Raw genomic sequence first — 22,766 nt, 5'->3', positions numbered from 1 at the left:
CATTCGCTCCATCAATGCCGCGCCGCGCACGAGCGCGCGACGCGGTCTTTCCTTGCTCCGGTGCCTCCGTCCGGCTACGCGCTCAATCGGCGCCGCCCGTGTAGGGCTTGAAGCCGTACTGCTCGAAGATCTTCAGCCCCTGCGGCGAGCGGATGAACGCCAGCCAGCGCTGCGCCGCCTGCGGATGCGGCGCATGCGCGGCCATGCCGCCCGCGTAGATCGCCGTCGTGTTCTGCGCATCCGGAATGTCGACGTGCGTAATCGCATGGCCGGCCTGCTCCTGGAACATTGCTTCGGATTGCCAGGTCACGCCCGCCTGCACCTTGCCCTGCATGATCCACAGCGGCGTCTGCCGGTGATGGATATGCGTGAGAAGCGTCGTGCCGTCGCTCACCTTCGTCGTGTAAACGCTGGTCACCAGCGCATCGCCGCCGGCCTTCGCGAGCGAAGCCTTGATCTGCCGCGCAATGCCTTCGAACTCGGGGTTCGGCATCGCGAGCCGCACGTCCGGCTTGCCCAGATCGGCAAGACCCGTGATGTGCGCCGGGTTGTCCTTCGGCACCATGATCGTCAGCGTGTTGGTGGCATAGGGCACCGCCGGCGCCTTGACGTTACCGGCGTCGATCTGCTTCTGCACTGCTTTGAGGCCAGCGAGATACACGTCGGGCTTCACGGTCCACGTCATGTTGCCCACGGTCACCGTGCCGCCGTTCTCCATCTGCTTCACGAGCAGGCCCGGCGGAATCGTTTCCCAGTACACGTGGCCGCGATACTCGGGATATTTGTCTTCGAACGCGTGCACGAGCGGCGCCATCGCGAAGAAGTAGTTGCCGCCGACGAAGAGCGCCAGCGCGGGATGCAGCGGATCGCCGTGAAAGTCGGCGAGATTGTCCGCATCGGGCTCGGTGAACGCCAGGCCGCGCTGGGGCGCGTCGTCGTTTTCACCGTGTTGCCACGGCGGCGACACGCTCTGGGAAGCGGCCGGCGCGGGCATGGCATCGGCCGCGTGAGCCAGCGGCGCGCCGCATACACCCAGCGCTGCGATGATAGCCGCGCAAAGGATCGTGTTGGTTGAAGGCATGATCGGCATCCGTGGTAGCGAGGTTCAAAGCGGCATCAGGACGTAACCGTCGGACTCGAGCGTCGTGACAGTCGTGAGCGCGGAAAGCGCGAGCGTGACGTCGGAGGCGACCCAGTCGTAGCCGAAGTGATGCTCGGCAACGGCCTGTCCGCACACGGACACGATCACGCCGGCCTTCTTCAGTTCCGCGATCACCGGCAGGTTCGGATTCGCGATGCCGTAGGCCGCGCGGTAATGCGCGTCGTCGAGCACGAGCGGAGTCGCGGCGCCGGAGGCAACTGCCACGAACTTCAGATGCGAGAGCGGCACGCCGGCCGCCGCATAGAGATTGACGGTCCGCGCCACGCGGTCCAGCGCGGGATTGACGGTATCCGGCGACTTCGAGCCCTGCGTGAGCGAGAACACGATCTTGTAGGTGTGGTCCGCCTGCGGCTTGAACGCCGAATCGGGCAGGAAATGGATCGGGCCGTAGCCCTGGATCGTGGGCGTGGTCCAGAAGCCTTGCGGTTCGGACTGCTGTGCATGCGCCTGGAACGACACCGCCGTGGCGGCGATCAGCGTGGCGGCGGCGAGTGACTGGATGACTTTCATGGCGAATCCCGTTGATGGATACAGGTGAGAGTGACTGCGCAATCCGGAACGCAACTCAGGATGCAAACGCGCGCTCGATGACGAAATGCCCCGGCGAGGCCTGGCTGCCTTCCTCGAATCCGCGCGCTTCGAGCAGCGCCCGGGTGTCCTTCAGCATCTGCGCGCTGCCGCACAGCATCAGCCGGTCGCTTTCCGGCGAAAACGGCGCGACGCCGAGATCGTCGAACAGCTTGCCCGAAGCGATCAGTTCGGTGATGCGTCCGCGGTTCCGGAAGTCCTCGCGCGTGACGCTCGGGTAGTAGATGAGCTTGTCGCGCACGGATTCGCCCAGGAACTCGTGCTGCGGCAGCGCCTCCGTGATGTGTTCGCGATAGGCCAGCTCGCGGACGTTACGGCACGTATGCGTCAGCACGATGCGATCGAAGCGGTCGTAGACCGACGGGTCGCGAATCACGCTCAGAAAGGGGGCGAGGCCCGTACCCGTCGAAAGCATCCACAGCGTCTTGCCGGGCAGCAGATTGTCGACGATCAGCGTGCCGCTCGGGCGCTTGCCGATGAGGATCGGGTCGCCCTCCTTCAGATGCTGCAGGCGCGAGGTCAGCGGACCGTTCGGCACCTTGATGCTGAAGAACTCGAGATCCTCTTCGTAATTGGCGCTGGCAATGCTGTATGCCCGCATGAGCGGCCGGCCCTCGACTTCCATGCCGACCATCGTGAACTGGCCGTTTTCGAAGCGAAACGACGTGTCGCGGGTGCAGGTGAAGCTGAAAAGCGTATCGGTCCAATGCTTCACGGAGAGGACGGTTTGTTGTTCGACGTTGCTCATGATCGTGATTCCTTGCACGGGTTGGCGGAGGGTCGTTCGACCGCATGAACCGCAGTGTAGGGAACCGTTCACGCCCCGAAAAATACAATGATGGCATCCTGGCCATGACTTCCACGCATGGCAGGCCAATCGTAAGGTTCAAGGGCCAGATACCAAAAAGGCATCCCGCGCATGCCATCAAGATATTTTTATGCTTCGCCCCCGGCCGATATGCTGTCGTTACCTGCTCGAGCAAGAGCCGACGCCCCCGAAATGGGGAATGTCTTCACAACCCTCGTTACTGTCTCAGGGATATCGCCATGAATTCCATTGCCTTTGAAAGAGCCTCCGGGAAGACCGGGCCGGCGAGCCATGCCGAGCCGGGGCTGAACGAGTACGCGGCGCGCGCCGCCGGACTCGCGCTGATTTCGGTTCGCGTGATCCAGGGGTTCATCTACTGGGGCGGCGGCTCGCGCCGCTTCATCTATGCGCCGAGCAAGCTGAATCCGAATGCCACGCACTGGATGGCCAACAAGTTCCAGACGGCCATGCCCGGCGCGATACTCGGCATGAGCCACGTGATCAGCTACATGCTGCATCACTTCGTACTGCTTTACGCCGGGGTGATCCTCTTCAGCGCGGCCGAGCTGATTGTCGGCCTGATGCTGATCACGGGGCTCTACACGCGGGCTGCCGCGCTGGCCTCAATGGGATTTTCCGTGCTGCTGATGCTGATGTTCGGCTGGCAGGGGGCCACCTGCATCGACGAGTGGACCATGGCCGCCTGCAACCTCGCCATGGGCGCGACGCTGTTACTCGGCGGAGGCGGCGCCTATGCGCTCGACAATGTCCTGCTGCGCAACAAGCCCCAGCGCGCGAATAGCGGCCTCTTCCGCTGGGCCTCGGGCTCGCTGCCCTTGCCGCTGACCGATGTCAGCTTCCGCAAGCTCGCGCTCATCGTGCTGGCCTTCGTGGTGGTGTTCGACGTGGGCACCTATAACTACTATCGCGGATCGGTGTTCTCGCCTTTCCATAGCGGCCCCGTGAGCCCCACCGCGCATCACGTGACGCTCGGCGACGCGACGCTCGACGCGCAAGGCAAACTGCACTTCCACGCCACGCTCGATGCCGGTACGCCCGAAGCGCCGCTTCACATCGTTCGCGCCGCGCTGCTCGACGCGAACAATGCACCGGTCGTGCAATGGGATGCCGAAGCGCTTTCGCACCTTCCGAAGTCCGCCTTCGACAACGACTACGCCTACAACCGCTTCGGCCCTGGTCCTTTCGGCCTGCGTGCGCCCATGGGCGCGGCCTCGTACATCACGATGATGCTGCCCGCCGGAAACGCCGCCGACGCGGCAAAGGCAGTACGCGTGACCTTGACGGACGTCGATGGCCGGACCTTCTCCGCGCCGCTCCAGCACGTTGCGGAGGCAAGCATCGGAGCGTCCGGCGCCGCTTCCGGGCATTGAGGCGCCGCAGTTTTACCCCGTCTTACACCCCGCCGGTCCGCCACGCGAGATGAGCTAGCGTCGCGGACCGGAGCCGTTCCACATATTGCCCGCCACGCCGTAGCCGGTTGCGCCGCCGGACCCCGCGGCAGCGGTCGGCGATTGGGGAGTGTTGCCCTCGTCGGTGTCGTGCTTCGGGCTGCTTGGCCGCGGCGGCCACATACCGTTGCCGTTGCCGTTGCTATTGCTTTTGCGTTGCACGACAAAACGCGCCTTGGGCGGAATGTCGCCCGCCGCATGTTTCACCGGCGGCGGCGGCGGATCGACAACCAGCGCCGATTTCGCGCCGTACACGTAGGTCGACTCCAGGCCGAGCGCCACATTCACGCCCGAACTGCATCCGGTCTGGATCACCACGGCCTCCTGCGAAAACGCGCCCATCGTCCCGCCCCCTGCCGAGACCTCGCCCCCCACCGAGAGCGGAGCGCATTGCTGGGCGTCGAAGGAAACGCTGCCTTCGAGCACCACCACGTCCACGAGCGTCGCGCCGCCAACCATTACGCTTGCGAGCTTGCCAGGCGCGAGCGTGCCGCCCTGCCCGTCGCCGATCTTCACGAAGTCGACGCGCACGTCGAAGCCGGTCAAGCGGCTCGCATCGGGAGGCAGCGTCACTTTGTACGCCCCGGTACGCGGCCCGTCGTCGATACCGGCGAAGCTGCCGCCTCGCGTCACGATGCGAAAGCCGATGCCCGCGAGGTTGGTGGCATAGACATCGCCAAGGCCCGAAGTCACGTCGACCGGTGCGAGCACACGCAGTTCGCGCTGGTTGTCCGTGCCGGTGCAGGCGAATGGAAGGTCGCGCACGGCCGCCGCCTGAGCCGAGCCCAGCAGCACGCCGTCCGGCGCTCCCTTCGGCACGGCAATACGCACCGGCGAAAGCAGCAATTCGAGCGTGCCGCCTTCGCCGGTCGGCCTGCACGCGGCGTGCGCGAACGACGAGCAGCAACTGCCGATCAGCAGCCCCGCCAATATCAACCACCGTATCGCTTGACGCGCCCCCTGCTCCATATGCCCTGCCGCCGTTTTAAAAGTCATTGAACCGAACAGGTCGATTCTACGAAGCGCCGGCTTCAACAAGCCGACAGGCGCATTACCGCACGTGTGCGCGTCTTTACGAATTGTTACGGGGGCGTCCAGGCGGCGACGTCGTGACCATCGAACCGGCCGCGGCCGCCGTCACGGCAACGCCAACGGGATCGACGCACCCGCCGCCCCCCCAACCGCCCGTTGAGTGTGCCCCGTCATTCGGCATCCTCGAACGGAGGCTTGTTTGCCGGCGTCATCTCGATCTCTCTCGCGCCGGCCTGCGGATGGAATGCGAAGGTCGAAGCCGGGAACGCCACACCGAGCTTCCAGTGATAAGTCACCTCATGGCGCGGGCGCGAAGGCTGCGTGGTGTCCGTGATGATCATGCGGCACGGCAACGGCCGGCGCCCCTGCCCGATCCAGAGTTCCCAGTCCGCGCCCTGCTGCCGGAATGCGTAGTGCGTGCACCAGCGTCCGTCCACCTTATCGAGCTGGAGCGCCTGCGCCGAGGTCAGCGCGAGGTCGTCCTGCTGGCCGAAGCCCCAGTAGAACAGATCGGCCAGCGGTAATTCGATATGCCAGGTATTCGCGAGCTCGCGGGCGAGACCGTCGAGGGTTGGCGGCGCGTCGGTACGCGCGTAGAAGCCCTTCTTCTGGTTGAAGATCGTGAAGCGGCGGCCGTCGTAGACCATGCCGCGCACGTTGCCGTTGCCGGTGATCTCCGCGCGCAGGCCGTCGGGACGCCTGACCTTGACCTGCGCGTGGCGCACGAGCGCGGCGTTCTGGCCGTTGTCGAGCACGACGTCGGTGGAGGTATCCGCGTCCACTTCGAAGCTATGCAGCGACCGCAGGTACTGCGCCATGCTGTCGAGCGCCGCGGTGGCGTGCGGATCGACGGCGGGTGGCGCGGCAGCCGGCGCACTGGCGGCCGCAGCGTCGCTCGCGTCGTTGCCGAGATCGACGAGCGGCGAAGGCACGTTCGACTGCGTCTGCCCGGACCCGGCCCTACCGGGATGCGCGCAGCCCGCGAGCGCGACGACCACCGAAAACGAAACCGCCAGCGAAACAGGGAAGGCTCTTCGAGTCATATCTTCTCCCTCCAGAGAGACCCTCGAACCGCCGTGCCGCACGCCGCCAGGGAACCGCGGCGTGGAACCACGTGTATGAGGGCGATCGTAGTCAGCGCAACCATCCGAAGACATTGCGCCGCATGGTGTTGAGCTTATCAGCCGGCCCGCGAGTCGTCACGGCATGCGTCTCATATCGCCACGCTCCAGGTCGACTCCATGCATGACGGATCGATCCGGCAGCGCACAGTCGGGGCTCGGTACAACCCCTGGTCCTGTGCCGGATCGTCCCACGTTATTATTGGCTCACATTTTTAGAATGACATTCTGTTAGATGGAACGATCCATCTGCGGCTCAGGAGGAGTCCATGTCCAGTCTGCCGGTCGATGCCGCCCACGAGTCGCCGCGAGACGGCGCCGCCTCGGCGCATGCCGCACTGATCAATGCCCGCATCGACCGCCTGCCGGCCACGCGATCGATCTGGGTGCTCGTTCTCCTGCTCGCGACGGGCGGCTGGTTCGAGTTCTACGATCTGTTCTTCACGGCCTATGTGGGTCCCGGCCTCGTGAAGAGCGGTCTCTACTCGACGACGACCGCGTCGTTCTTCGGCGTCTCGGGGCTCGGCGCCTTCGTCGCCGCGTCGTTCGCGGGGCTTTTCATCGGCACGTTCTTTCTCACGGGCCTCGCCGACCGTTACGGCCGCCGCACGATGTTCACGGCCTCGCTGCTCTGGTATTCGGCCGCGACCTTCGTCATGGCGCTGCAAACCAGCGCGCCGGCCATCAATCTCTGGCGCCTGATCGCCGGCATCGGCGTGGGTATCGAGCTCGTGACCATCGATACCTACGTGAGCGAGCTCGTGCCCAAACATATGCGCGGCCGGGCCTTCGCCTTCGTGCATCTGGTGCAGTACACCGCCGTGCCCGTCGTGGCGCTGCTCGCGTGGTGGTTCGTGCCGCGTGCGCCGCTGGGCTTCGACGGCTGGCGCTGGGTCGTGGTGTTCGGCTCCGCCGGCGCGCTCATTGCGTGGGCCATCCGACTGCGCGTGCCCGAAAGCGTGCGCTGGCTCGCGCAACGCGGTCAGCTGGAACGCGCGGCGCGCGTGCTCGCGAGGCTCGAAGCGAAGGTCGAGAAAGAGACCGGCCGGCCATTGCCGCCGGCCATAGCGAGTGCACCGGCACAAGCCGCGGAGAAGGCGCGTTTCGCCGAAATCTGGCAGGCGCCCTACCGCGGCCGCACCCTCACGCTGCTCGTCTTCAACCTGTTCCAGTCGATCGGCTTTTACGGCTTCGCCTCCTGGGTGCCCACGCTGCTCGTCTCGAAGGGCGTCACGATCACGCACAGCCTGCTCTATTCGTTCGTGATCGCCGCATCGAATCCCTTCGGTCCTCTGTTCGGCATGGTTATCGCCGATCGCATCGAGCGCAAGACGCTCATCGTGCTTTCGGCGCTCGCCATCGCGGTGTTCGGCTCGCTCTTCGCCACCCGGACTTCGGCCGCCATGCTGATGACTTTAGGCGTGCTGATCACACTGGGCAGCACCCTGCTGTCCGTGGGCTACCACGCCTACCAGGTCGAGCTCTTTCCCACGCGCATGCGCGCCACGGCGGTCGGCTTCGTGTATTCGATGTCGCGCCTGTCCGCCATGTTCTCGGGCTTCATGATCGCCTTCGCGCTGCGCCACTTCGGCGTACCTGGCGTCTTTGCCCTGATCAGCGGCGCGATGGTGGTGGTGATGGGCGCGATCGGCCTCTTCGGCCCGCGCACCAATAACCGCCCGCTCGACGACATTTCTCATTGAACGGCTTTTCACGTATGACCGGAGTCACCATGCTGCCCCTCGAAGGCGTTCGCGTCCTGGATCTCTCGAATGTGCTCGCGGGCCCCTTCTGCGCCTATCAGCTCGCGCTCTTCGGCGCCGAAGTCACCAAGATCGAACACCCCGAAGGCGGCGATCTCGCGCGGCGCCTCGGCGCCGACAAGGATGCCGCCGCGCGCAATATGGGCGCCTCCTTCGTCGCCGTCAACGCGGGCAAGCGCTCGATCACGCTGAACCTCAAGGACCCGCGCGGCAAGGCCATCCTGCTCGATCTCGCGAAGGACGCCGACGTGCTGGTCGAAAATTTCCGCCCCGGCGTGATGGACCGGCTGGGGCTCGGCTATGCTCAGCTCTGCGAAGCGAACCCTCGCCTCGTCTACTGTGCGATCTCGGGCTTCGGCGAAGACGGCGAGCTGTCGCGGCGGCCCGCCTACGACCAGATCATCCAGGGCATGGCCGGCGTGATGAGCGTGACGGGCGACGCCGATAGCGCGCCGCTGCGCGTGGGCTATCCGGTTTCCGATACGGTGGGCGGGCTTACGGCGGCGTTCGGCATCTGCGCCGCGCTCGTCGACGCGCGCACGAGCGGGCATGGCCGGCGGCTCGACGTATCGATGCTCGAAGCGACGCTCGCCACCATGGGCTGGGTGGTGTCGAACTACCTGAATGCCGGCGTCGAGCCTACGCCGATGGGCAACGAGAATTTCACGGCCGCCCCTTCGGGCACGTTCCGCACGGGCGACGGCCTGCTCAATATCGCGGCGAACGAGACGCGGCAGTTCGAAAGCCTGTGCGAGGTGATCGGCCGCCCGGATCTGCCGAAAGACGAGCGCTACGCCGCGCGCCATACGCGCAAGCTGCATCGCGAAGTCCTGAAGGCGGAAATCGAGGCCGCGCTCGCCGCCGGCAGCGCGGAGCAGTGGGAGGCGCGGCTGCTGGAGCGCGGCGTGCCGGTGGGCCGCGTGCTGACGGTGCCGCAGATACTCGCGCATCCGCATCTGGCGTCGCGCCGCTTCCTGCGCACGTTCGACGGGGCGGCTGGCGAGGCGCCGCAGCGCGTGACGCGCGCGGGGCTGCGCATCTCGGGCGCCGACGCGGCGCCGGCCACCCCCGCTCCCGTGCTTGGCGCCCATACGCGCGAAACGCTGGCCCAGCTCGGCTACGACGGCGCGCAAATCGACGCGCTCCACGAAGAAGGCGTGATCTGATCATGACAACGACCCCGACCGACCTCGAGACGCTCTGCGCCGATTACTGGAGCACGTCGATCATCGACATCCACCCCGGCTCGATCAAGGTGCGCGGCTATCCGATCCAGGAGCTGATCGGCAGCGTGAGCTTTCCGCAAATGATCTGGCTGATGCTGCGCGGCGAGTTACCGGGCCACGGTGAGGCGGCCTTGCTCGAAGCGGCGCTCGTCGCCTCCGTCGATCATGGTCCGCACGCGCCGTCCATCGCGATCTCGCGCATCGCCACGAGTTGCGGACTGCCGCTCAACGGCGCGATGGCCTCGGCGCTCAACGCCCTCGACGACGTGCATGGCGGCGCGGGCCAGCAGGCTGTCGAACTGTACGCGGCGATTGCCGAACGCATCGATAGCGGCGCCGCGCTCGAAGCGGCGGTCGAGGCGGGCGTGGACGCGTTCATCGTCACGCACGGCAAGTATCTGCCCGGTTTCGGCCACCGCTTTCATCCGGTCGATCCGCGCGCGGGACGGCTGCTCGCGCTGGTCGACGAACAGGTGAAGGCCGGCACGATCTCGGGGCGCTACGCCGCGATCGCGCGCGGCGTGGAGGCGCTGCTCAGGCAACGCAAGGACAAGCCCGTGCCGATGAATATCGACGGCGTGACCGCCGTGATCTACGCGGAGCTGGGTTTTGCGCCGGAACTTGCGCGCGGAATCTTCTGCCTCGCGCGCGCGGTGGGTATCCTGGCGCACGCGTGGGAGCAGCGCGGCCGCCACGAGCGCAACAAAGGCCCCATGCCGCGGCAGATCCCGTATGCCTATACCGGCGCGCCCGAGCGCCATCTCGACAACGAGTGAGGCGGGCGAAGCCGCCGCCCCCTCTTTTCAAACGCTCTGCTTCGCGCTCGCCGCGTGCTCGCGCCGCGCGGCGCGAAGCGCGCGCGAATCGCCGCCCAGCGCATCGGTCGCCCGCGCCGCGCAGTCGAACAGCGTGTCGAGATGCCGTTCGACGAAGGCACGATCGACGCGCGAGCTCGGCCCCGCCAGCGTGAGCACGCCGCGCAGCGTCTCGTGTACGCCGAACACCGGAATCGAGACGCCCGCGGTTTCGCGCTCGCGCTCGCCGATCGAAATGCAGTAGTAGTCACGCCGGATCTGCTCGAACGCCTGGCCCGGCTCGCCGCTGAACGCCAGCAGCGCGCGGCCGCCCGAGCCGCTCTCGAGCGGCAGCACGTCGCCTTCGCGCACGTGGTGGCGCACCATATGGCTCGAATCGACGCGGTGCAGGCACACGCGCACCGCGTTGTCGCGCACATAGAACGACGCGCTCTCGCCGCTCGCCTGCACGAGCTCGCGCATGACGGGCAGGAGGATGTCGCCCAGATTGAGGCTGCGCTGGTAGAGCGCGCCGAGCATGAACGTCGCGGGCCCGAGCTGATAGCGGCCGTCGTCGAGGCGCAGCAGCAGGCGATGCTGGATCAGCGCGCCGGCGAGCCGCAGCAGCGTGCTTTTGTAGAGGCCCGTGCGCGCGGCCAGTTCGGCGAGCGTAAGCGCCTGATCCTCGGGACGGAAGGCGAACAGGATCGCGCACGCGCGGTCGATGACGGCAACACCTTCTTCTTTACGGACCGGATTTTCCGCGGACATGTCGGGCACAGGCTGGCAGGTGGGGACACCTGAATTTTACGCGATGTCCCGCGCCCGCCCTGCCGTTATGCTCCGACGTCACGCCGCGCGCGCCACCGAAGCGCGCATCGTGACCGTCACCGGAAAGGTCCGCTCGATCAGCCAGTCCGCGCCGTAGCATTGGTTGATGAGCCAGCGCACCGCGTTGCGCGTGAGCTCGGCGGTGGGAATGTGCACCGAAGTGAGCGCGGGCGCCATGTAGGCCGCCGAATAGTCGTCGTCGTAGCCGATCACGGAAACGTCGCGCGGCACGGCCAGCCCCGCCTGCTGCAGCCGCGCGAGCGCGCTCATGGCCATCGTGTCGTTTGCGCAGAAGAGCGCCGTGAAGCGCCGCTTCGTGTCGAGCAAGGTTTGTGCGGCGGCATAGCCGCCCTCGGGCGAGAAGTCCGACTCGATATGCGTGACCGTTTCGCGCGCAATGCCGTGGCGCTCGAGCTCGGCAAAAAAACCGCCGAGACGCGCCACATTGTCCGAAGAAGACGCGGGGCCGCCAATCACCGCAATGTGGCGGTGCCCGTGCTCGACGAGCGTGCGGGCCGCCAATGCGCCGCCCTTCACGTGGTCGGCACAGAACGAGGCATCGGGCAGCTGCTTGAAAGCACGGTTCAGGAACGCCATGCGCGGATGCAGGCCATGCAGCATCGCGAGGTCTTCGTCGTGCAGGTCGTGGCTGATCACCACCACGCCGTCGCAATCGCGGCCGATCAGAAAGCGCACGGCTTCGATCGCCTGCTCGCGCGGCGACGTGTCCCCGCACCCTGTCGCCACCACCACGTGGCGGCGCACGGCGCGCAGCTCCGTGTCGGTTTCCTTGAGGATCGTGCCGTAGTAAGAGCCGAAGAACGTGGGCACGAAAATGCCGATGATGCCGAGCGACTGCGTGGCCATCGCTCGGCCGATCGACGACGGCCGAAAACCGAGCTGATCGATCGCGGCCTGCACGCGCGCCGCCGCGTCGGCCGAAACGGGCCCCTTGCCCGATATGGCCCGCGACGCGGTAGAAAGACCCACGCCCGCCAGTGCCGCCACGTCTTTCAAGGTCGCCACGTCTCGTCCCCTCAGTATTTTTCCGGCTGCCCGCTCAGAGCCTAGCGCCCGTCTCCTCGTCGAACAGCGAGACGTGTGCGCCATCCAGGCTGAACGGCACCGCGGTGCCGCTCACGAGCGGCGCCTTGTCCTGATCGATCGATGCGATCTGCACGCCATGATAATCGAGCCAGAGGACACGGTGATTGCCCATCGGCTCGATCAGCGTCAGGCGCCCCCCGGAGGCGCTGTGGCCCGCCCGCACGGCGCCCGCCGCGCGGACGTCCTCGGGCCGCACGCCCAGCACGCAGGCGCGGCCGAAGTCGGGCGCACCGCGGAACGCATAGTGCGTCACGTCCACCGCGAGATGCGGCGTGCGGAACCACAGCTTGCCGTCGCCCGCCTCCAGCGCGCCGCGCAGCAGATTCATCGGCGGCGTGCCGAGGAAGGTCGCCACGAACAGATTGTCGGGCCGCGCGTAGACCTCGGCGGGCGTGCCGAACTGCTGGATCACCCCGCCCTTCATGACCGCCATGCGCGTGGCGAGCGTCATCGCTTCCACCTGGTCGTGCGTCACGTAGATCATCGTCGCGCCCAGTTGCTGGTGCAGCTGCTTGAGCTCGCGGCGCAGCTCCGTGCGCAGCTTGGCGTCGAGATTCGAAAGCGGTTCGTCGAACAGGAATACGTCGGCCTCGCGCACGAGCGCCCGGCCGATCGCCACCCGCTGGCGCTGGCCGCCCGAGAGCTGCGAAGGCTTGCGCGTGAGCAAGGGCCCGAGCTGCAGCATGTCGGCCGCGCGCTTCACGCGGCGCTCGATCTCGTCCTTCGGCGTGCCGTTGATACGCAGTGCGAACGAAAGATTGCGCTCGACGTTCATGGTCGGATAGAGCGCGTACGACTGGAACACGAGCGCCACGCCGCGGTCCTTCGGGTCGGCCCACGTCATGTCCTCGCCGCCGATCTCGATGCTGCCGTCGGCCACGTCGATCAGTCCCGCGATGCTGTGCAGCAGCGTGGACTTGCCGCAGCCCGAGGGGCCGAGCAGCACCACGAATTCGCCGGCGCGCACGTCGAGATCGAGGTCGTCGATCACCGTGTTCGCGCCCAGATCGATGCGCAGGTTGCGCACCGCCACGTTCGCCAGATTCGCCATTGCCTGTCCCCTCTTATCCCTTGACGGCACCCGACGCGATGCCGCGCACGAACCAGCGCCCCGAAACGAAGTAGATCGCGAGCGGCACGAGCGACGTGAGGATGGTCGCCGCCATGTTCACGTTGTAGAGCCGCTCGCCGGTGGTCGTGTTGATGATGTTGTTCAATTGCACGGTCATCGGCAGGTTCTTTTCGCCCGCGAACACGAGGCCGAGAATGAAGTCGTTCCAGATGCCCGTGACCTGCATGATGATGGCGACGACGATGATCGGCACCGACATCGGCAACATCAGTTGTACGAAGATACGCCAGAAGCCGCCGCCGTCGATACGCGCCGCCTTGAACAGCTCCTGCGGCAGCGACGCGTAGTAGTTGCGGAACAGCAGCGTCATGACGGGCATGCCGAAGATCGTATGGATCACGACGATGCCGGGCAGCGAGCTGAACAGATGCACGAAGGCCAGCACGCGCACGAGCGGATAGACCATCACCTGCACGGGGATGAACGCGCCCGCGAGCAGGATGCCGAACAGCACGCCCGCGCCGCGCGGCTTCCAGAACGAGAGCGCGTAGCCGTTCACGGCGCCCACGGCGATCGAGAGGATCGTGCTGGGCACGACAATGCGCACCGAGTTCCAGAAGCCCACGCGTATGCCGCCGCAGTCGAGCCCCGTGCACGCCGTGGCCCAGGCGTCGCGCCAGGGGGCGAGCGTGAAATGCACGGGCAGCGCGATCAGGTTGCCCAAGCGTATCTCGTCCATCGGCTTCACCGACGTCACGAGCATCACGTAGAGCGGCAACAGGAAAAACAGGGCGGCCGTGAAGAGAAACGCGTAGATGCCGACGCGCGCCGGCGTGAAGCGCGAGCGGCGCTTCGGGCTACCCTTGGAGCTGCTGCGCTTTGCCGGCTCTGGTGCATCCAGTGTATGACGGGGCAACGTGCTCATCGGCGTGCCTCCCTCAGGGCGAAGCGGCTGCGCGCATAGAAGACCGGCGCGAGGATCGCCAGCACAGTAGCCAGCAAAACGATCGACGCCGCCGAAGCAAGGCCGATGTTGGCGCGATTGAACAGATAATCCATGATGAACTTGGCGGGCACCTCGCTCGCCGTGCCCGGTCCCCCCTGGGTCATCGCCACCACCGCGTCGTAGAGCTTCACGACCATCACGAAGAGCAGCACGAACGCCGTCGAGAGCGACGTCTTGAGCATGGGCACGACGATGCTCGCATAGACTCGCCAGCGCGGAATGCCGTCCAGACGCGCGGCTTTCCAGATCTCGTCGTCGATGCCGCGCAGGCCGGCCAGCATGAGCGCCATCACGAGACCGGACGCCTGCCACACCGTCGCGATCACGAGCGTGTAGATCGCGAAGCGCTGCGAAACGATCCAGTCGAACTGCGCGTGCATGAAGCCCAGGTGGTGAAGGACGGCCTGCACGCCAAGTTCGGGATTGAGGATCCACTGCCAGACGAGGCCCGTCGCCACGAACGACATCGCATACGGATAGAGGAACACCGTGCGCAACGCGCCCTCGGCCACGACGCGCTGGTCGATGAAGATGGCGAGCAGAAGCCCGATCGCAAGGCACGCGACGACGAAGCACACGCCGTAGATCGCGAGGTTTTGCAGCGAGACGATCCAGCGGTCGTTTTCGAAGAGGCGTACATACTGCGTCGCGCCCGCGAATGTATTCGTGGGCAGCGAGCGCGAGTAGCTCATCGAAACGCGCGCGGTCCAGAGAATCGTGCCCAGGTAAGCGAATATGACCGTCGCGGCCATAGGCACGAGCGCGATCCACGCGGCGAGCGACAGGCGCCGCCGCGCGGGCGAATGCGGCCTCGCCTGGCGGCGCGCTTGCGTGAGCTTGAGAGCGTACATGAGCCGGTCTTAGCTCTTGAGCGCCGTCGCGAAGGCCTTTTGCGCGTCCTCGGCCGACTGGTCCTTGTTCCAGAAGTTCGTGATGACGTCCTGCAGCGCGCCTTGCACGTCAGGCGAGATCAGCATTTCCGGGTTCGGCAGTTGCCGCGACTTGTCCTTCATGATCGCCATGCCCTCCTTCGCGCAGATGTCGAAGCCCGACTCGTCGACGTCCGGGCGGATCGGAATCGCCCCCTTGCGCTGGTTGAAGGCCGCCTGCGCGGGCGGCGAAGTCATGACCGTCGCCAGCAGCTGCTGTGCCTGGATCTGCTCCGGGTTGTCCGTCTTCGGGAACACGAACACGTCGCCCGCCACCATATAAGGCGACTTCGGCCCGAAGCCCGGGAAGCAACCGAAGTCCTTGCCGGCCACCTGCTTCGCCGCGGAAAACTCGCCCTTGGCCCAGTCGCCCATGATCTGCATGCCCGCCTTGCCCGAAATCACGAGCGCCGTCGCATCGTTCCAGTTGCGGTTGGGCGAGCCCGGATCGACGTAGTTGTGCAAGCGCTTGAAGGTGGCGAGCACGTTGCGGAACTCGGGCGAGTTGACGGCGTTGACGTCGCGGTCGCGGTAGACCTTCAGGTACAGATCGCGGTCCATGTCGGCGAAGATCGCGTCGAAGGTGATCTTCTCCTGCCACGCCTGGCCGCCCAGCGCGAGCGGAATGAGCCCTGCCGCCTTCAGCTTGTCGAGGTCGGCGAAAAGCTGGTCGAAGTTTTGCGGCTCGCCCTGGATGCCGGCCTTGGCGAAGGCCGGCTTCGAGTAGAAGAACCAGTCCTGCATGTGAATGTCGACGGGCGCCGCGTAGAAGTGCCCGTTGACCTTGATCGCGTTGAGAATGGACGGCGGGAAGATCGCGTTCCAGTTCTCCCTGGCCGCGACCGCATCGACATTGTTCAGGAGTCCCTGGTCGATGAGGTCGTGGAATTGCTTCGACGTATTGAACTGCGCCGCGGTGGGCGGATCGCCGCCGACAATGCGGTTGATCGCCGTGGAGCGCGCCTGGTCGGCGCCGGCAATGGCGTTGTCGACCCACTGGCCGCCCGCCTGGTCGTAGGCGAGCGCGAACTGCTTGATGGCGGCCGACTCGCCGCCCGAGGTCCACCAGTGAATCACGTTGGCCTTCAACGGCTCGGCGGCATGGGCCGCCAGGGCGCCGGCCAGCGTCAGCGCTGCCACTACGCCGCGCAGGACAGGTACGTTGTGCTTCATTGCGTCTCCTCCGGTCGTTCCGGGTTATTTTGCCGGGTTGATCTGCATAAGCGGTGCTACGTTGCCGCGTTGCCACGGGCAGGCGCGTTGCGCGCCTCGCCCTTTCCGGTGCGGCCCCCGGCGCGCTAGTTCGTGCCGCGCGAGCGCCGGGCCTCGATGAAGCGCGCGATCAGCTCGGCGCTGCGCTTGGGCGTGCGCTTTTGTGTGTCGTAGTCGACATGCACGACGCCAAAGCGCCGCTCGTAGCCGAACGCCCATTCGAAATTGTCGAGCAGCGACCAGACGAAGTAGCCGCGCACGTCCACGCCGGCCTTGATCGCCGCATCGACAGCGGCGAGGTGCCGCTTCAGGAAGGCAATGCGCTGCGTATCCTCGACCTGGCCGTCGATCACGCGATCGTTCGAAGCCATGCCGTTCTCGGTGATGTAGATGGGCGGCAGGCCCTCGTAGTCGCGATGAAAGCCGATCAGCAGATCGCGCAAGCCGTTCGGATGCACCTCCCAGCCCATCTGCGTGCGCTCGACGCCTTCGAGCGGCACTTCGACGAAACCGTGCGCGCCGTCGCTCTTCACGTTGGTGCGGAAATAATAGTTGATGCCGAGGAAGTCGAGCGGCGCCGCGATCGTGCGCATGTCGCCTTCGAGCACGAGCGGCTCGGTGCCCGGCCACAGTTCGAACAGATCCTGCGGATAGGCGCCCTTGAGGAGCGGGTCGAGAATCCACGCGTTGTGCTGCACCTCGAACAGGTGGGCGGCGCGCACGTCGGCGGCAGCGGGCGAATTGGCCGTGCCGCGGCCCACGTTGGCGACGATGCCCTTCGCCGAGTCCGGATCGTTCGAGCGCAGCACGGGAATCGCGAGGCCGTGCCCGAGCAGCAGATGGTGCATGGCCTGGGTGGCGTAGCGGCCGTTCGCGAGGCCCGGCGCGTGATGGCCGTTGCCGTAGCCCAGATACGCGGAGCACCACGGTTCGTTGAGCGTCATCCAGCCGTCCACGAGCCCCTTGAGCTCGCGGCTCATGAGGTCGGCGTAGTCGGCGAAGCGGTATGCGGTATCGCGGTTGAGCCAGCCGCCGCGATCCTCCAGATGCTGCGGCAGGTCCCAGTGGTAAAGCGTCGCGAAGGTGCGGATACCCTTCTGCTTCAGGCGCTCCAGCAGCTTTTTGTAGAACGCGATGCCTTTGGCGTTCGGGCGGCCCGCGGCGTCCATCACGCGCGGCCAGGCGATCGAGAAACGATAGGCCTCGAAGTTGAGCTTCGACAGCAGATCGAAATCCTCTTCCCAACGATGGTAATGATCGCAGGCCACCGCGCCCGTGTCGCCCGCGAGCACTTTGCCCGGCGTGGCGCTGAAGGTGTCCCAGATCGACGGCAGCCGGCCGTCCTCGCTAACGGCGCCTTCGATCTGGTACGACGCGGTCGCCGCGCCGAGCAGGAAGTCGCGGCGCCAGAGCGCCGAGTCGGCCGCAGGGGTGAAGGGGTCGTCGTCCAGCGTGGCGGAGAGAGCGGATGGCGGCGAAGCGGCGGTGTCGTAAGTCACGAGAGCTCCTGCGCGTAAGGGTTTGCCGGGCGCGCACGGCGACCGGAACGGGAGTGACAGGCGGCGGGCGGAAGCGGAGTGGAAGCGCTTCCACAACGCTTCTGGCGCACGATAGCAGCCGCGAAATCGGCAGGACAATCAGGGTTTGTCTGGAGCGCTCCGCGCAAGCCAGGCGAAGGCTATGCGCGGCGAGTCAGGATAGGCGGACGGCCTTGCACCGCCCGCTTCGCACAGGGCGCGAGGCTTTCCGCATCGCTTGCTGCTCAGGTCTCCGTACGAATCCCGAGATCCGGACGCACGGCCGCGAGCGCCTCGTGCAGCGTCGGATAGATGTTCTGCGCCCCCACGACAGGCGTGATGCCGTGCCGGTCCATATCGGCGTGCAGATAACGGTTCACGCGCCCGAACACCACCTTGACGCCGCGTTGCGCGAGCGTCGTGCACAGCATGTTCACCGAGCGCCCCGCCGAATAGTCGAGATCGGTGATCGCCCCCGCATCCACAACGACGCAATGCACAGGCGCCGGCGCGCTATCGACCAGCTGCTCCACCTCATCGATGAACAGATGGTCGTTCGCGTAGAAGAGGTCGGCGCCGAAGCGATACACGATCAATCCGGGCGCGGTTTGCATGCCGGGCTGCGACGGCTCGGGTTGCCAGCGGCCGCCGTTACTGGAGGCAAGCACCATCGTGTGCGGACGGTAGCTGTGACGCACGTGCCGCAGCAGCGAGAGCCCGATCGCGATCAGGATGCCGTTCTCCACGCCGATCACCCCCACGGCGAGCGCCGTCGTCACGGCAAGCCTGAATTCGCCGGGACTCTCGCGGCGGATGTCGAGCAGCTGGCCCACGTGCACGAGCCCCACCGCGATCGTGAAGACGATGGCGGCAAGCACGCAGTGCGGCAGATACTGGAGCCAGCGGCTCGCGAACAGCAGGACGAGCAGCACGACGAGCGCAAATACGAGCTGCGCGAACTGGCTGCGCGCGCCCGCCGAATCGCCCATGGCGGTCTGCGTGGGGCTGCCGTTCACGACGAAGGCACCGGAGAGGCCGGCGGCCACGTTCGCGGCGGCGAGGCCGAGCAGGTTCGCGTCCTCGTCGGCGGTCTCGCCGTACTTCGTGGCGAATGCGCGGCTCGTGGCGGCGCTCTGCGCGACGATGATGACGAAGCACGAAGCCGAGATCTGCAGCAGGTCCATCACCTGGAACCAGCCGACGGCCGGAAAGTGGAACGGCGGCAGCCCCGCCGTCACCGGCCCCATGACGGAAATGCCGTGAGCGGCGAAGTTCAGCGAGGCGCTGCACGCAATGCTCGCGACCACGGCGACGAGCGGCACGGGCCAGCGCGGCTTCAGGCGCTTGAATACGAGGATGACCGCGACGACGAGCGCCGCGAGGCCGAGCGTCGGCCAGTTGATGTGCGTGAGCTGCGTGGCGATCTGCCCTACCTGCTGCACGGTGCGCCGCGAGGTCACCGCAATGCCCAGCATGTCGCCGAGCATGGCGATGCCCACCTGCACGCCCACGCCCGTGAGGAAGCCCACGAGAACCGTGCGGGAAAGAAAGTCGGCGAGAAAGCCCAGGCGGAACACGCGCGCGATCAGCAGCATCAACGCGGTGAGCAAGGCCGTCATGCCTGCGAGCGCAACGTATTCGGCGCTGGAGGGCGTCGCCATGGTCGCGAGGCGGCTCGAGAAGATCGTGGCCGTGGCCGAGTCGGCGGCCACGACGAGGTGGCGCGACGAGCCGAACAACGCGAATGCGACGAGCGGCAGAAAACCCGTGTAGAGACCGGTGACAGCAGGCATGCCCGCGATGCGCGCGTAACCCAGCAACTGAGGGATGTTCATCGAGGCGAGCTGCAGGCCCGCCAGAGAATCGCGCAGTGCCGAGGCGCGCGTGACCGGCCGCACGGCCTTGAACGGTTCAAATGCCATGACGCCTTCCTTTCGATGCCTGCATCCGCTCGAGCTCCTTCGTTGGTGGGTTAACTGCGGGTATAACCGTGTATGGTAGCGCGCGCAAGCAATCGAGCGCCAAAACCTCGGCACGCGCAATGAAAAAGGCCAGCCCGCAGGCTGGCCTCGAACTGCATGAAAAGCGATCAAGGACGCGAGACGGCGCGCCCGCCTATACCCTCACCGGCGGCGGCACATACCGGCACTCGTAGCGCTTGCGCACGGTGCCGTTTTCGTCGACGCTCTCCAGATACACATCGAACTGCCAGAGCCGCGCCATGTGCCGCAGCACCTCGTCCGTGTCGCCGGACAGGTGCCGGTTGTCGCTCATGAAGTGCCGCAGCGTGAGGCTGCGGTCGCCGCGCGTGTTGACCGACCACACCTGGATGTTCGGCTCGCGGTGATGCATGTCGTACTGCCGCGAGAGCGCCTGGCGCACGTACTGGTAGCCGCTGTCGTCGTGGATCGCCGACACTTCGAGCGCGTCGCGCATGTCGTCGTCGAGCACCGAGAAAAGCCGCATTTCGCGGATCAGATGCGGCGAAAGATACTGCGCGACAAAGCTCTCGTCCTTGAAGTTGCGCATCGCATAGTGCAGCGCCTTGAGCCAGGGGCTGCCGGCGAGTTCCGGGAACCACTTGCGGTCTTCGTCGGTGGGACTCTCGCAGATGCGCCGTATGTCGCTCATCATCGAAAAGCCCAGCGCATACGGATTGATGCCGCTGTAATACGGCTTCGTCACCGGCGGCTGATAGACCACGTTGCTGTGCGAGTGCAGGAACTCCATCATGAAGCCGTCTTCCAGCTTGCCCTGCGTGTAGAGCGTATTGAGCAGCGTGTAATGCCAGAAGGTGGCCCAGCCCTCGTTCATCACCTGGGTTTGCCGTTGCGGATAGAAGTACTGACCGATCTTGCGCACGATGCGGATCACCTCGCGCTCCCACGGGGCGAGCAACGGCGCGTTCTTCTCGGCGAAATACAGCAGGTTTTCCTGCGGCTCGGGCGGGAAGCGCTCCTCCACTTCCTCCGCGAGCGGCTCGTGCCTCGCAGGCAGCGTGCGCCACAGCTCGTTGACCTGCGACTGCAGATACGCCTCGCGCTCGCGGCGCAGCGCCGCCTCGCGTTCCAGCGAGAGCTTCTGCGGCCGCTTGTAGCGGTCCACGCCGTAGTTCATGAGCGCATGGCACGAGTCGAGCAGTTCCTCCACGCGATCGAGACCATAGCGCTCCTCGCATTCGGCGATGTAGTTCTTCGCGTAGACGAGGTAGTCGATGATTGCGTGCGCATCCGTCCAGAGACGGAACAGGTAGTTGCCCTTGAAGAACGAGTTGTGCCCGTAAGCCGCGTGCGCGATGACGAGCGCCTGCATCGTCATCGTGTTCTCTTCCATGAGGTACGCGATGCAGGGATTCGAGTTGATGACGATCTCGTATGCCAGCCCCATCTGCCCACGGCGGTAGCTTTTCTCCGTGGAGAGGAAATGCTTGCCGAACGACCAGTGGCGATAGTTCACCGGCATGCCGACGGACGCATAGGCGTCCATCATCTGCTCGGCGCTGATCAGTTCGAGCTGGATCGGATAGACATCCAGTTCATATTGCTCCGCAACATGGGAAATGTGCGTGTCGTACTCCTCGATCAGCTCGAAGGTCCAGTCGGATGGGCACGGCAGAGGCCGTCTGTCGGCTACGTTCATAAGCGCTTCCCAAGGCTTGCGGAGACCGGGCCCGGTCTCGTGACCAGGCTCGGCAACATGACCCCGTTCTTTGGCGGCAGGCTTCGCGGCGTCCTCCTGCGCGCCGTGGTGCCCTTTATGATGACCGCCCGTCTTCCGGCGCTCCGGCTGATAGCCGCGCGCCTCGTTGTGCAGGTGGCGTGTGGTCATGATTGCTCCACCTGCTTTTCGAACAGCTCCCGGAATACCGGGTAGATATCCGCCGCGGTGTCGACTTTCTTCATCGCCAGTTGCGGCTCGGTGAGCGCCAGTTGCGCATATTCAAGCCAGAGGTTTTGCTCCTCCGGCGTCACCTGGATATACGCAAAATAGCGCACCTTGGGCAGGATGTCATCCGCAAGGAGCTTGCGGCACTTCGGCGAGTCGTCGGTCCAGTTGTCGCCGTCCGAGGCCTGGGCGCCGTAGATGTTCCAGTCGGTGGGCGAATAACGGTCCTCGATCACCTGTTTCATCAGCTCCAGCGCGCTCGACACCACCGTGCCGCCGCTTTCCGTGGAGTGGAAAAAAGTGTCCTCGTCCACTTCCTCGGCGCGCGTGTGATGGCGAATGAACACCACCTCGATCTTCTCGTAATTGCGCTTGAGGAACAGGTACAGCAGGATGAAGAAGCGCTTGGAAAGATCCTTGCGCTGCTCGTCCATGGAGCCCGAGACATCCATCAGACAAAACATGACCGCCTGGCTCGACGGCTGCGGCTGTTTCACGCGGTTCACGTAGCGCAGATCGAACGGGTCGATGAAGGGAATGCGCCAGATGCGGCCCTTCAGATGATGGATTTCCTCCTCCAGCACGCGGATCTCTTCGCGCCGGTCGGCCGGGTCCGCCTTGAGCGCCTCCAGTTGCTCTTCGAGCTCGTGCAGCTCGTTGACGAGCGGCGCACCCAGCGCGATGCGGCGCCCGAGCGCGCTGCGCAGCGACCGCACGACGTCGATGTTGTTGGGCGTGCCCTCGGCGGCCCAGCCGGCGCGGATGCTCTTCCACGTCGGCACGGCCATGAGGTGGGTTTTCACGAGACGCGGCAGTTCGAGGTCGTCGAAGAAGTACTGCATGAACTCTTCGCGCGAGAGCTCGAACACGAAGTCATCCTGACCTTCGCCCTCGTTGCTCGCCTGGCTGCCCCCGCCGCCCCCGCCGCCTTGCGGACGAGGAATGCGGTCGCCGCGAATGTAGTCCTCGTTGCCCGGGTGGACCATCTCGCGCCGGCCGCCCGGGCCGTGGCGGAACGACGGTTCCGCAATATCCTTGCGCGGGATCGTGATGCTCTGGTTCTTCTGTATGTCCTTGATGCTGCGGTCACGCACCGCTTCCGAAACGGCGTGACGAATATAGTTTTTCACGCGGCGCAAGAAGCGCTCGCGGTTTGCAATGCTCTTGTTCTTGCCAGCCAACCTGCGGTCGATGATTTGATGAAGCACATCCAGTCTCCCGCTCCAGTTTCGAATAGGCGAGGC

The 22,766-nt window shown here is 65.7% G+C and carries 19 protein-coding genes; 4 read left to right on the top strand and 15 right to left on the bottom strand.

The genetic code is table 11. The features are described 5' to 3' along the window. Positions 1 to 82 precede the first annotated feature (82 nt). From BAC01S_RS05190 to BAC01S_RS05180, 3 genes are read right to left on the bottom strand one after another with little or no spacing between them, the layout of a single operon-like run. Complete coding sequence (locus BAC01S_RS05190; RefSeq protein WP_027793805.1) at positions 83 to 1,081, bottom strand: substrate-binding domain-containing protein; 999 nt, start codon at positions 1,079 to 1,081, stop codon at positions 83 to 85. Positions 1,082 to 1,105: 24 nt separating this feature from the next. After that, the gene (locus BAC01S_RS05185; protein ID WP_052408689.1) at positions 1,106 to 1,672 is read right to left on the bottom strand and encodes a DsrE family protein; all 567 of its coding nucleotides are present in this window, start codon (positions 1,670 to 1,672) and stop codon (positions 1,106 to 1,108) included. A 55-nt stretch (positions 1,673 to 1,727) separates the two neighbouring features. After that, positions 1,728 to 2,498, bottom strand: a complete 771-nt coding sequence (locus BAC01S_RS05180) for a ferredoxin--NADP reductase (protein ID WP_027793803.1) — start codon at positions 2,496 to 2,498, stop codon at positions 1,728 to 1,730. Between the two features lie 299 nt (positions 2,499 to 2,797). Between BAC01S_RS05180 and BAC01S_RS30340 the strand changes: the two genes are divergently transcribed. Further along, complete coding sequence (locus tag BAC01S_RS30340) at positions 2,798 to 3,949, top strand: TQO small subunit DoxD (RefSeq protein ID WP_043201153.1); 1,152 nt, start codon at positions 2,798 to 2,800, stop codon at positions 3,947 to 3,949. Between the two features lie 54 nt (positions 3,950 to 4,003). Here the strand turns inward: BAC01S_RS30340 and BAC01S_RS05170 are convergent, their stop codons facing one another. Both BAC01S_RS05170 and BAC01S_RS30335 read right to left on the bottom strand, forming a co-directional pair. Beyond that, positions 4,004 to 5,023: a hypothetical protein gene (locus tag BAC01S_RS05170; protein WP_156954307.1), complete on the bottom strand. Its 1,020-nt coding sequence runs from the start codon at positions 5,021 to 5,023 to the stop codon at positions 4,004 to 4,006. Between the two features lie 206 nt (positions 5,024 to 5,229). Beyond that, the gene (locus tag BAC01S_RS30335) at positions 5,230 to 6,102 is read right to left on the bottom strand and encodes a DUF2092 domain-containing protein (protein ID WP_052408688.1); all 873 of its coding nucleotides are present in this window, start codon (positions 6,100 to 6,102) and stop codon (positions 5,230 to 5,232) included. A gap of 347 nt (positions 6,103 to 6,449) precedes the next feature. Here BAC01S_RS30335 and BAC01S_RS05160 point away from each other — a divergent pair, with 347 nt between their 5' ends. From BAC01S_RS05160 to BAC01S_RS05150, 3 genes are read left to right on the top strand one after another with little or no spacing between them, the layout of a single operon-like run. Further along, positions 6,450 to 7,883: an MFS transporter gene (locus BAC01S_RS05160; protein WP_027793801.1), complete on the top strand. Its 1,434-nt coding sequence runs from the start codon at positions 6,450 to 6,452 to the stop codon at positions 7,881 to 7,883. A 29-nt stretch (positions 7,884 to 7,912) separates the two neighbouring features. Then, positions 7,913 to 9,109, top strand: coding sequence for a CaiB/BaiF CoA transferase family protein (locus BAC01S_RS05155; protein ID WP_043201150.1), 1,197 nt, complete (start codon positions 7,913 to 7,915; stop codon positions 9,107 to 9,109). Positions 9,110 to 9,111: 2 nt separating this feature from the next. Next, complete coding sequence (locus tag BAC01S_RS05150) at positions 9,112 to 9,945, top strand: citryl-CoA lyase (protein ID WP_027793799.1); 834 nt, start codon at positions 9,112 to 9,114, stop codon at positions 9,943 to 9,945. Between the two features lie 27 nt (positions 9,946 to 9,972). Here BAC01S_RS05150 and BAC01S_RS05145 read toward each other — a convergent pair whose 3' ends face one another. The 10 genes from BAC01S_RS05145 to BAC01S_RS05100 form a co-directional block, all read right to left on the bottom strand. Then, positions 9,973 to 10,734 (bottom strand): IclR family transcriptional regulator, encoded by a 762-nt coding sequence (locus BAC01S_RS05145; RefSeq protein ID WP_043201149.1) that lies wholly within the window; start codon positions 10,732 to 10,734, stop codon positions 9,973 to 9,975. A gap of 78 nt (positions 10,735 to 10,812) precedes the next feature. Further along, entirely contained in the window at positions 10,813 to 11,820 is a 1,008-nt protein-coding gene (locus BAC01S_RS05140; protein ID WP_027793797.1) for a LacI family DNA-binding transcriptional regulator, read from the bottom strand. Between the two features lie 34 nt (positions 11,821 to 11,854). After that, complete coding sequence (locus tag BAC01S_RS05135; protein ID WP_084168208.1) at positions 11,855 to 12,952, bottom strand: ABC transporter ATP-binding protein; 1,098 nt, start codon at positions 12,950 to 12,952, stop codon at positions 11,855 to 11,857. Between the two features lie 13 nt (positions 12,953 to 12,965). Then, positions 12,966 to 13,898, bottom strand: coding sequence for a carbohydrate ABC transporter permease (locus tag BAC01S_RS05130; RefSeq protein ID WP_027793795.1), 933 nt, complete (start codon positions 13,896 to 13,898; stop codon positions 12,966 to 12,968). Beyond that, a complete protein-coding gene (locus BAC01S_RS05125; protein WP_027793794.1) occupies positions 13,895 to 14,830 on the bottom strand; it encodes a carbohydrate ABC transporter permease in 936 nt (311 codons plus the stop codon). The genes BAC01S_RS05130 and BAC01S_RS05125 overlap by 4 nt, the downstream gene beginning before the upstream one ends. Positions 14,831 to 14,839: 9 nt before the next feature. Beyond that, positions 14,840 to 16,081 carry an ABC transporter substrate-binding protein gene (locus BAC01S_RS05120; RefSeq protein WP_027793793.1) on the bottom strand — a complete coding sequence of 414 codons (1,242 nt, stop codon included), beginning with the start codon at positions 16,079 to 16,081 and terminating at the stop codon, positions 14,840 to 14,842. A gap of 125 nt (positions 16,082 to 16,206) precedes the next feature. After that, positions 16,207 to 17,619 (bottom strand): GH1 family beta-glucosidase, encoded by a 1,413-nt coding sequence (locus BAC01S_RS05115; RefSeq protein WP_043201148.1) that lies wholly within the window; start codon positions 17,617 to 17,619, stop codon positions 16,207 to 16,209. A 263-nt stretch (positions 17,620 to 17,882) separates the two neighbouring features. After that, positions 17,883 to 19,559, bottom strand: coding sequence for a SulP family inorganic anion transporter (locus tag BAC01S_RS05110; RefSeq protein ID WP_027793791.1), 1,677 nt, complete (start codon positions 19,557 to 19,559; stop codon positions 17,883 to 17,885). Between the two features lie 193 nt (positions 19,560 to 19,752). Then, entirely contained in the window at positions 19,753 to 21,465 is a 1,713-nt protein-coding gene (locus BAC01S_RS05105; protein ID WP_027793790.1) for a SpoVR family protein, read from the bottom strand. Continuing rightward, a complete protein-coding gene (locus BAC01S_RS05100; protein WP_027793789.1) occupies positions 21,462 to 22,730 on the bottom strand; it encodes a YeaH/YhbH family protein in 1,269 nt (422 codons plus the stop codon). Before BAC01S_RS05100 ends, BAC01S_RS05105 begins: the two co-directional genes overlap by 4 nt. Between the last annotated feature and the right edge of the window lie 36 nt (positions 22,731 to 22,766).

Origin of the sequence: Paraburkholderia acidipaludis NBRC 101816, assembly GCF_000684975.1 — a bacterium.
Classification (GTDB): domain Bacteria; phylum Pseudomonadota; class Gammaproteobacteria; order Burkholderiales; family Burkholderiaceae; genus Paraburkholderia; species Paraburkholderia acidipaludis.
The sequence above is the reverse complement of the archived record's forward strand: the minus strand, read 5'-3'. Positions and strand labels throughout refer to the sequence as shown.

What these genes read in the sequence shown, in the direction of transcription:
- BAC01S_RS05105 (WP_027793790.1), bottom strand. Translation starts at nt 21,465, where the DNA reads ATGACCACACGCCACCTGCACAACGAGGCGCGCGGCTATCAGCCGGAG.
- BAC01S_RS30340 (WP_043201153.1), top strand. Translation starts at nt 2,798, where the DNA reads ATGAATTCCATTGCCTTTGAAAGAGCCTCCGGGAAGACCGGGCCGGCG.
- BAC01S_RS05185 (WP_052408689.1), bottom strand. Translation starts at nt 1,672, where the DNA reads ATGAAAGTCATCCAGTCACTCGCCGCCGCCACGCTGATCGCCGCCACG.
- BAC01S_RS05145 (WP_043201149.1), bottom strand. Translation starts at nt 10,734, where the DNA reads ATGTCCGCGGAAAATCCGGTCCGTAAAGAAGAAGGTGTTGCCGTCATC.
- BAC01S_RS05135 (WP_084168208.1), bottom strand. Translation starts at nt 12,952, where the DNA reads ATGGCGAATCTGGCGAACGTGGCGGTGCGCAACCTGCGCATCGATCTG.
- BAC01S_RS05180 (WP_027793803.1), bottom strand. Translation starts at nt 2,498, where the DNA reads ATGAGCAACGTCGAACAACAAACCGTCCTCTCCGTGAAGCATTGGACC.
- BAC01S_RS30335 (WP_052408688.1), bottom strand. Translation starts at nt 6,102, where the DNA reads ATGACTCGAAGAGCCTTCCCTGTTTCGCTGGCGGTTTCGTTTTCGGTG.
- BAC01S_RS05125 (WP_027793794.1), bottom strand. Translation starts at nt 14,830, where the DNA reads ATGTACGCTCTCAAGCTCACGCAAGCGCGCCGCCAGGCGAGGCCGCAT.
- BAC01S_RS05110 (WP_027793791.1), bottom strand. Translation starts at nt 19,559, where the DNA reads ATGGCATTTGAACCGTTCAAGGCCGTGCGGCCGGTCACGCGCGCCTCG.
- BAC01S_RS05160 (WP_027793801.1), top strand. Translation starts at nt 6,450, where the DNA reads ATGTCCAGTCTGCCGGTCGATGCCGCCCACGAGTCGCCGCGAGACGGC.
- BAC01S_RS05120 (WP_027793793.1), bottom strand. Translation starts at nt 16,081, where the DNA reads ATGAAGCACAACGTACCTGTCCTGCGCGGCGTAGTGGCAGCGCTGACG.
- BAC01S_RS05150 (WP_027793799.1), top strand. Translation starts at nt 9,112, where the DNA reads ATGACAACGACCCCGACCGACCTCGAGACGCTCTGCGCCGATTACTGG.
- BAC01S_RS05190 (WP_027793805.1), bottom strand. Translation starts at nt 1,081, where the DNA reads ATGCCTTCAACCAACACGATCCTTTGCGCGGCTATCATCGCAGCGCTG.
- BAC01S_RS05170 (WP_156954307.1), bottom strand. Translation starts at nt 5,023, where the DNA reads ATGACTTTTAAAACGGCGGCAGGGCATATGGAGCAGGGGGCGCGTCAA.
- BAC01S_RS05155 (WP_043201150.1), top strand. Translation starts at nt 7,913, where the DNA reads ATGCTGCCCCTCGAAGGCGTTCGCGTCCTGGATCTCTCGAATGTGCTC.
- BAC01S_RS05130 (WP_027793795.1), bottom strand. Translation starts at nt 13,898, where the DNA reads ATGAGCACGTTGCCCCGTCATACACTGGATGCACCAGAGCCGGCAAAG.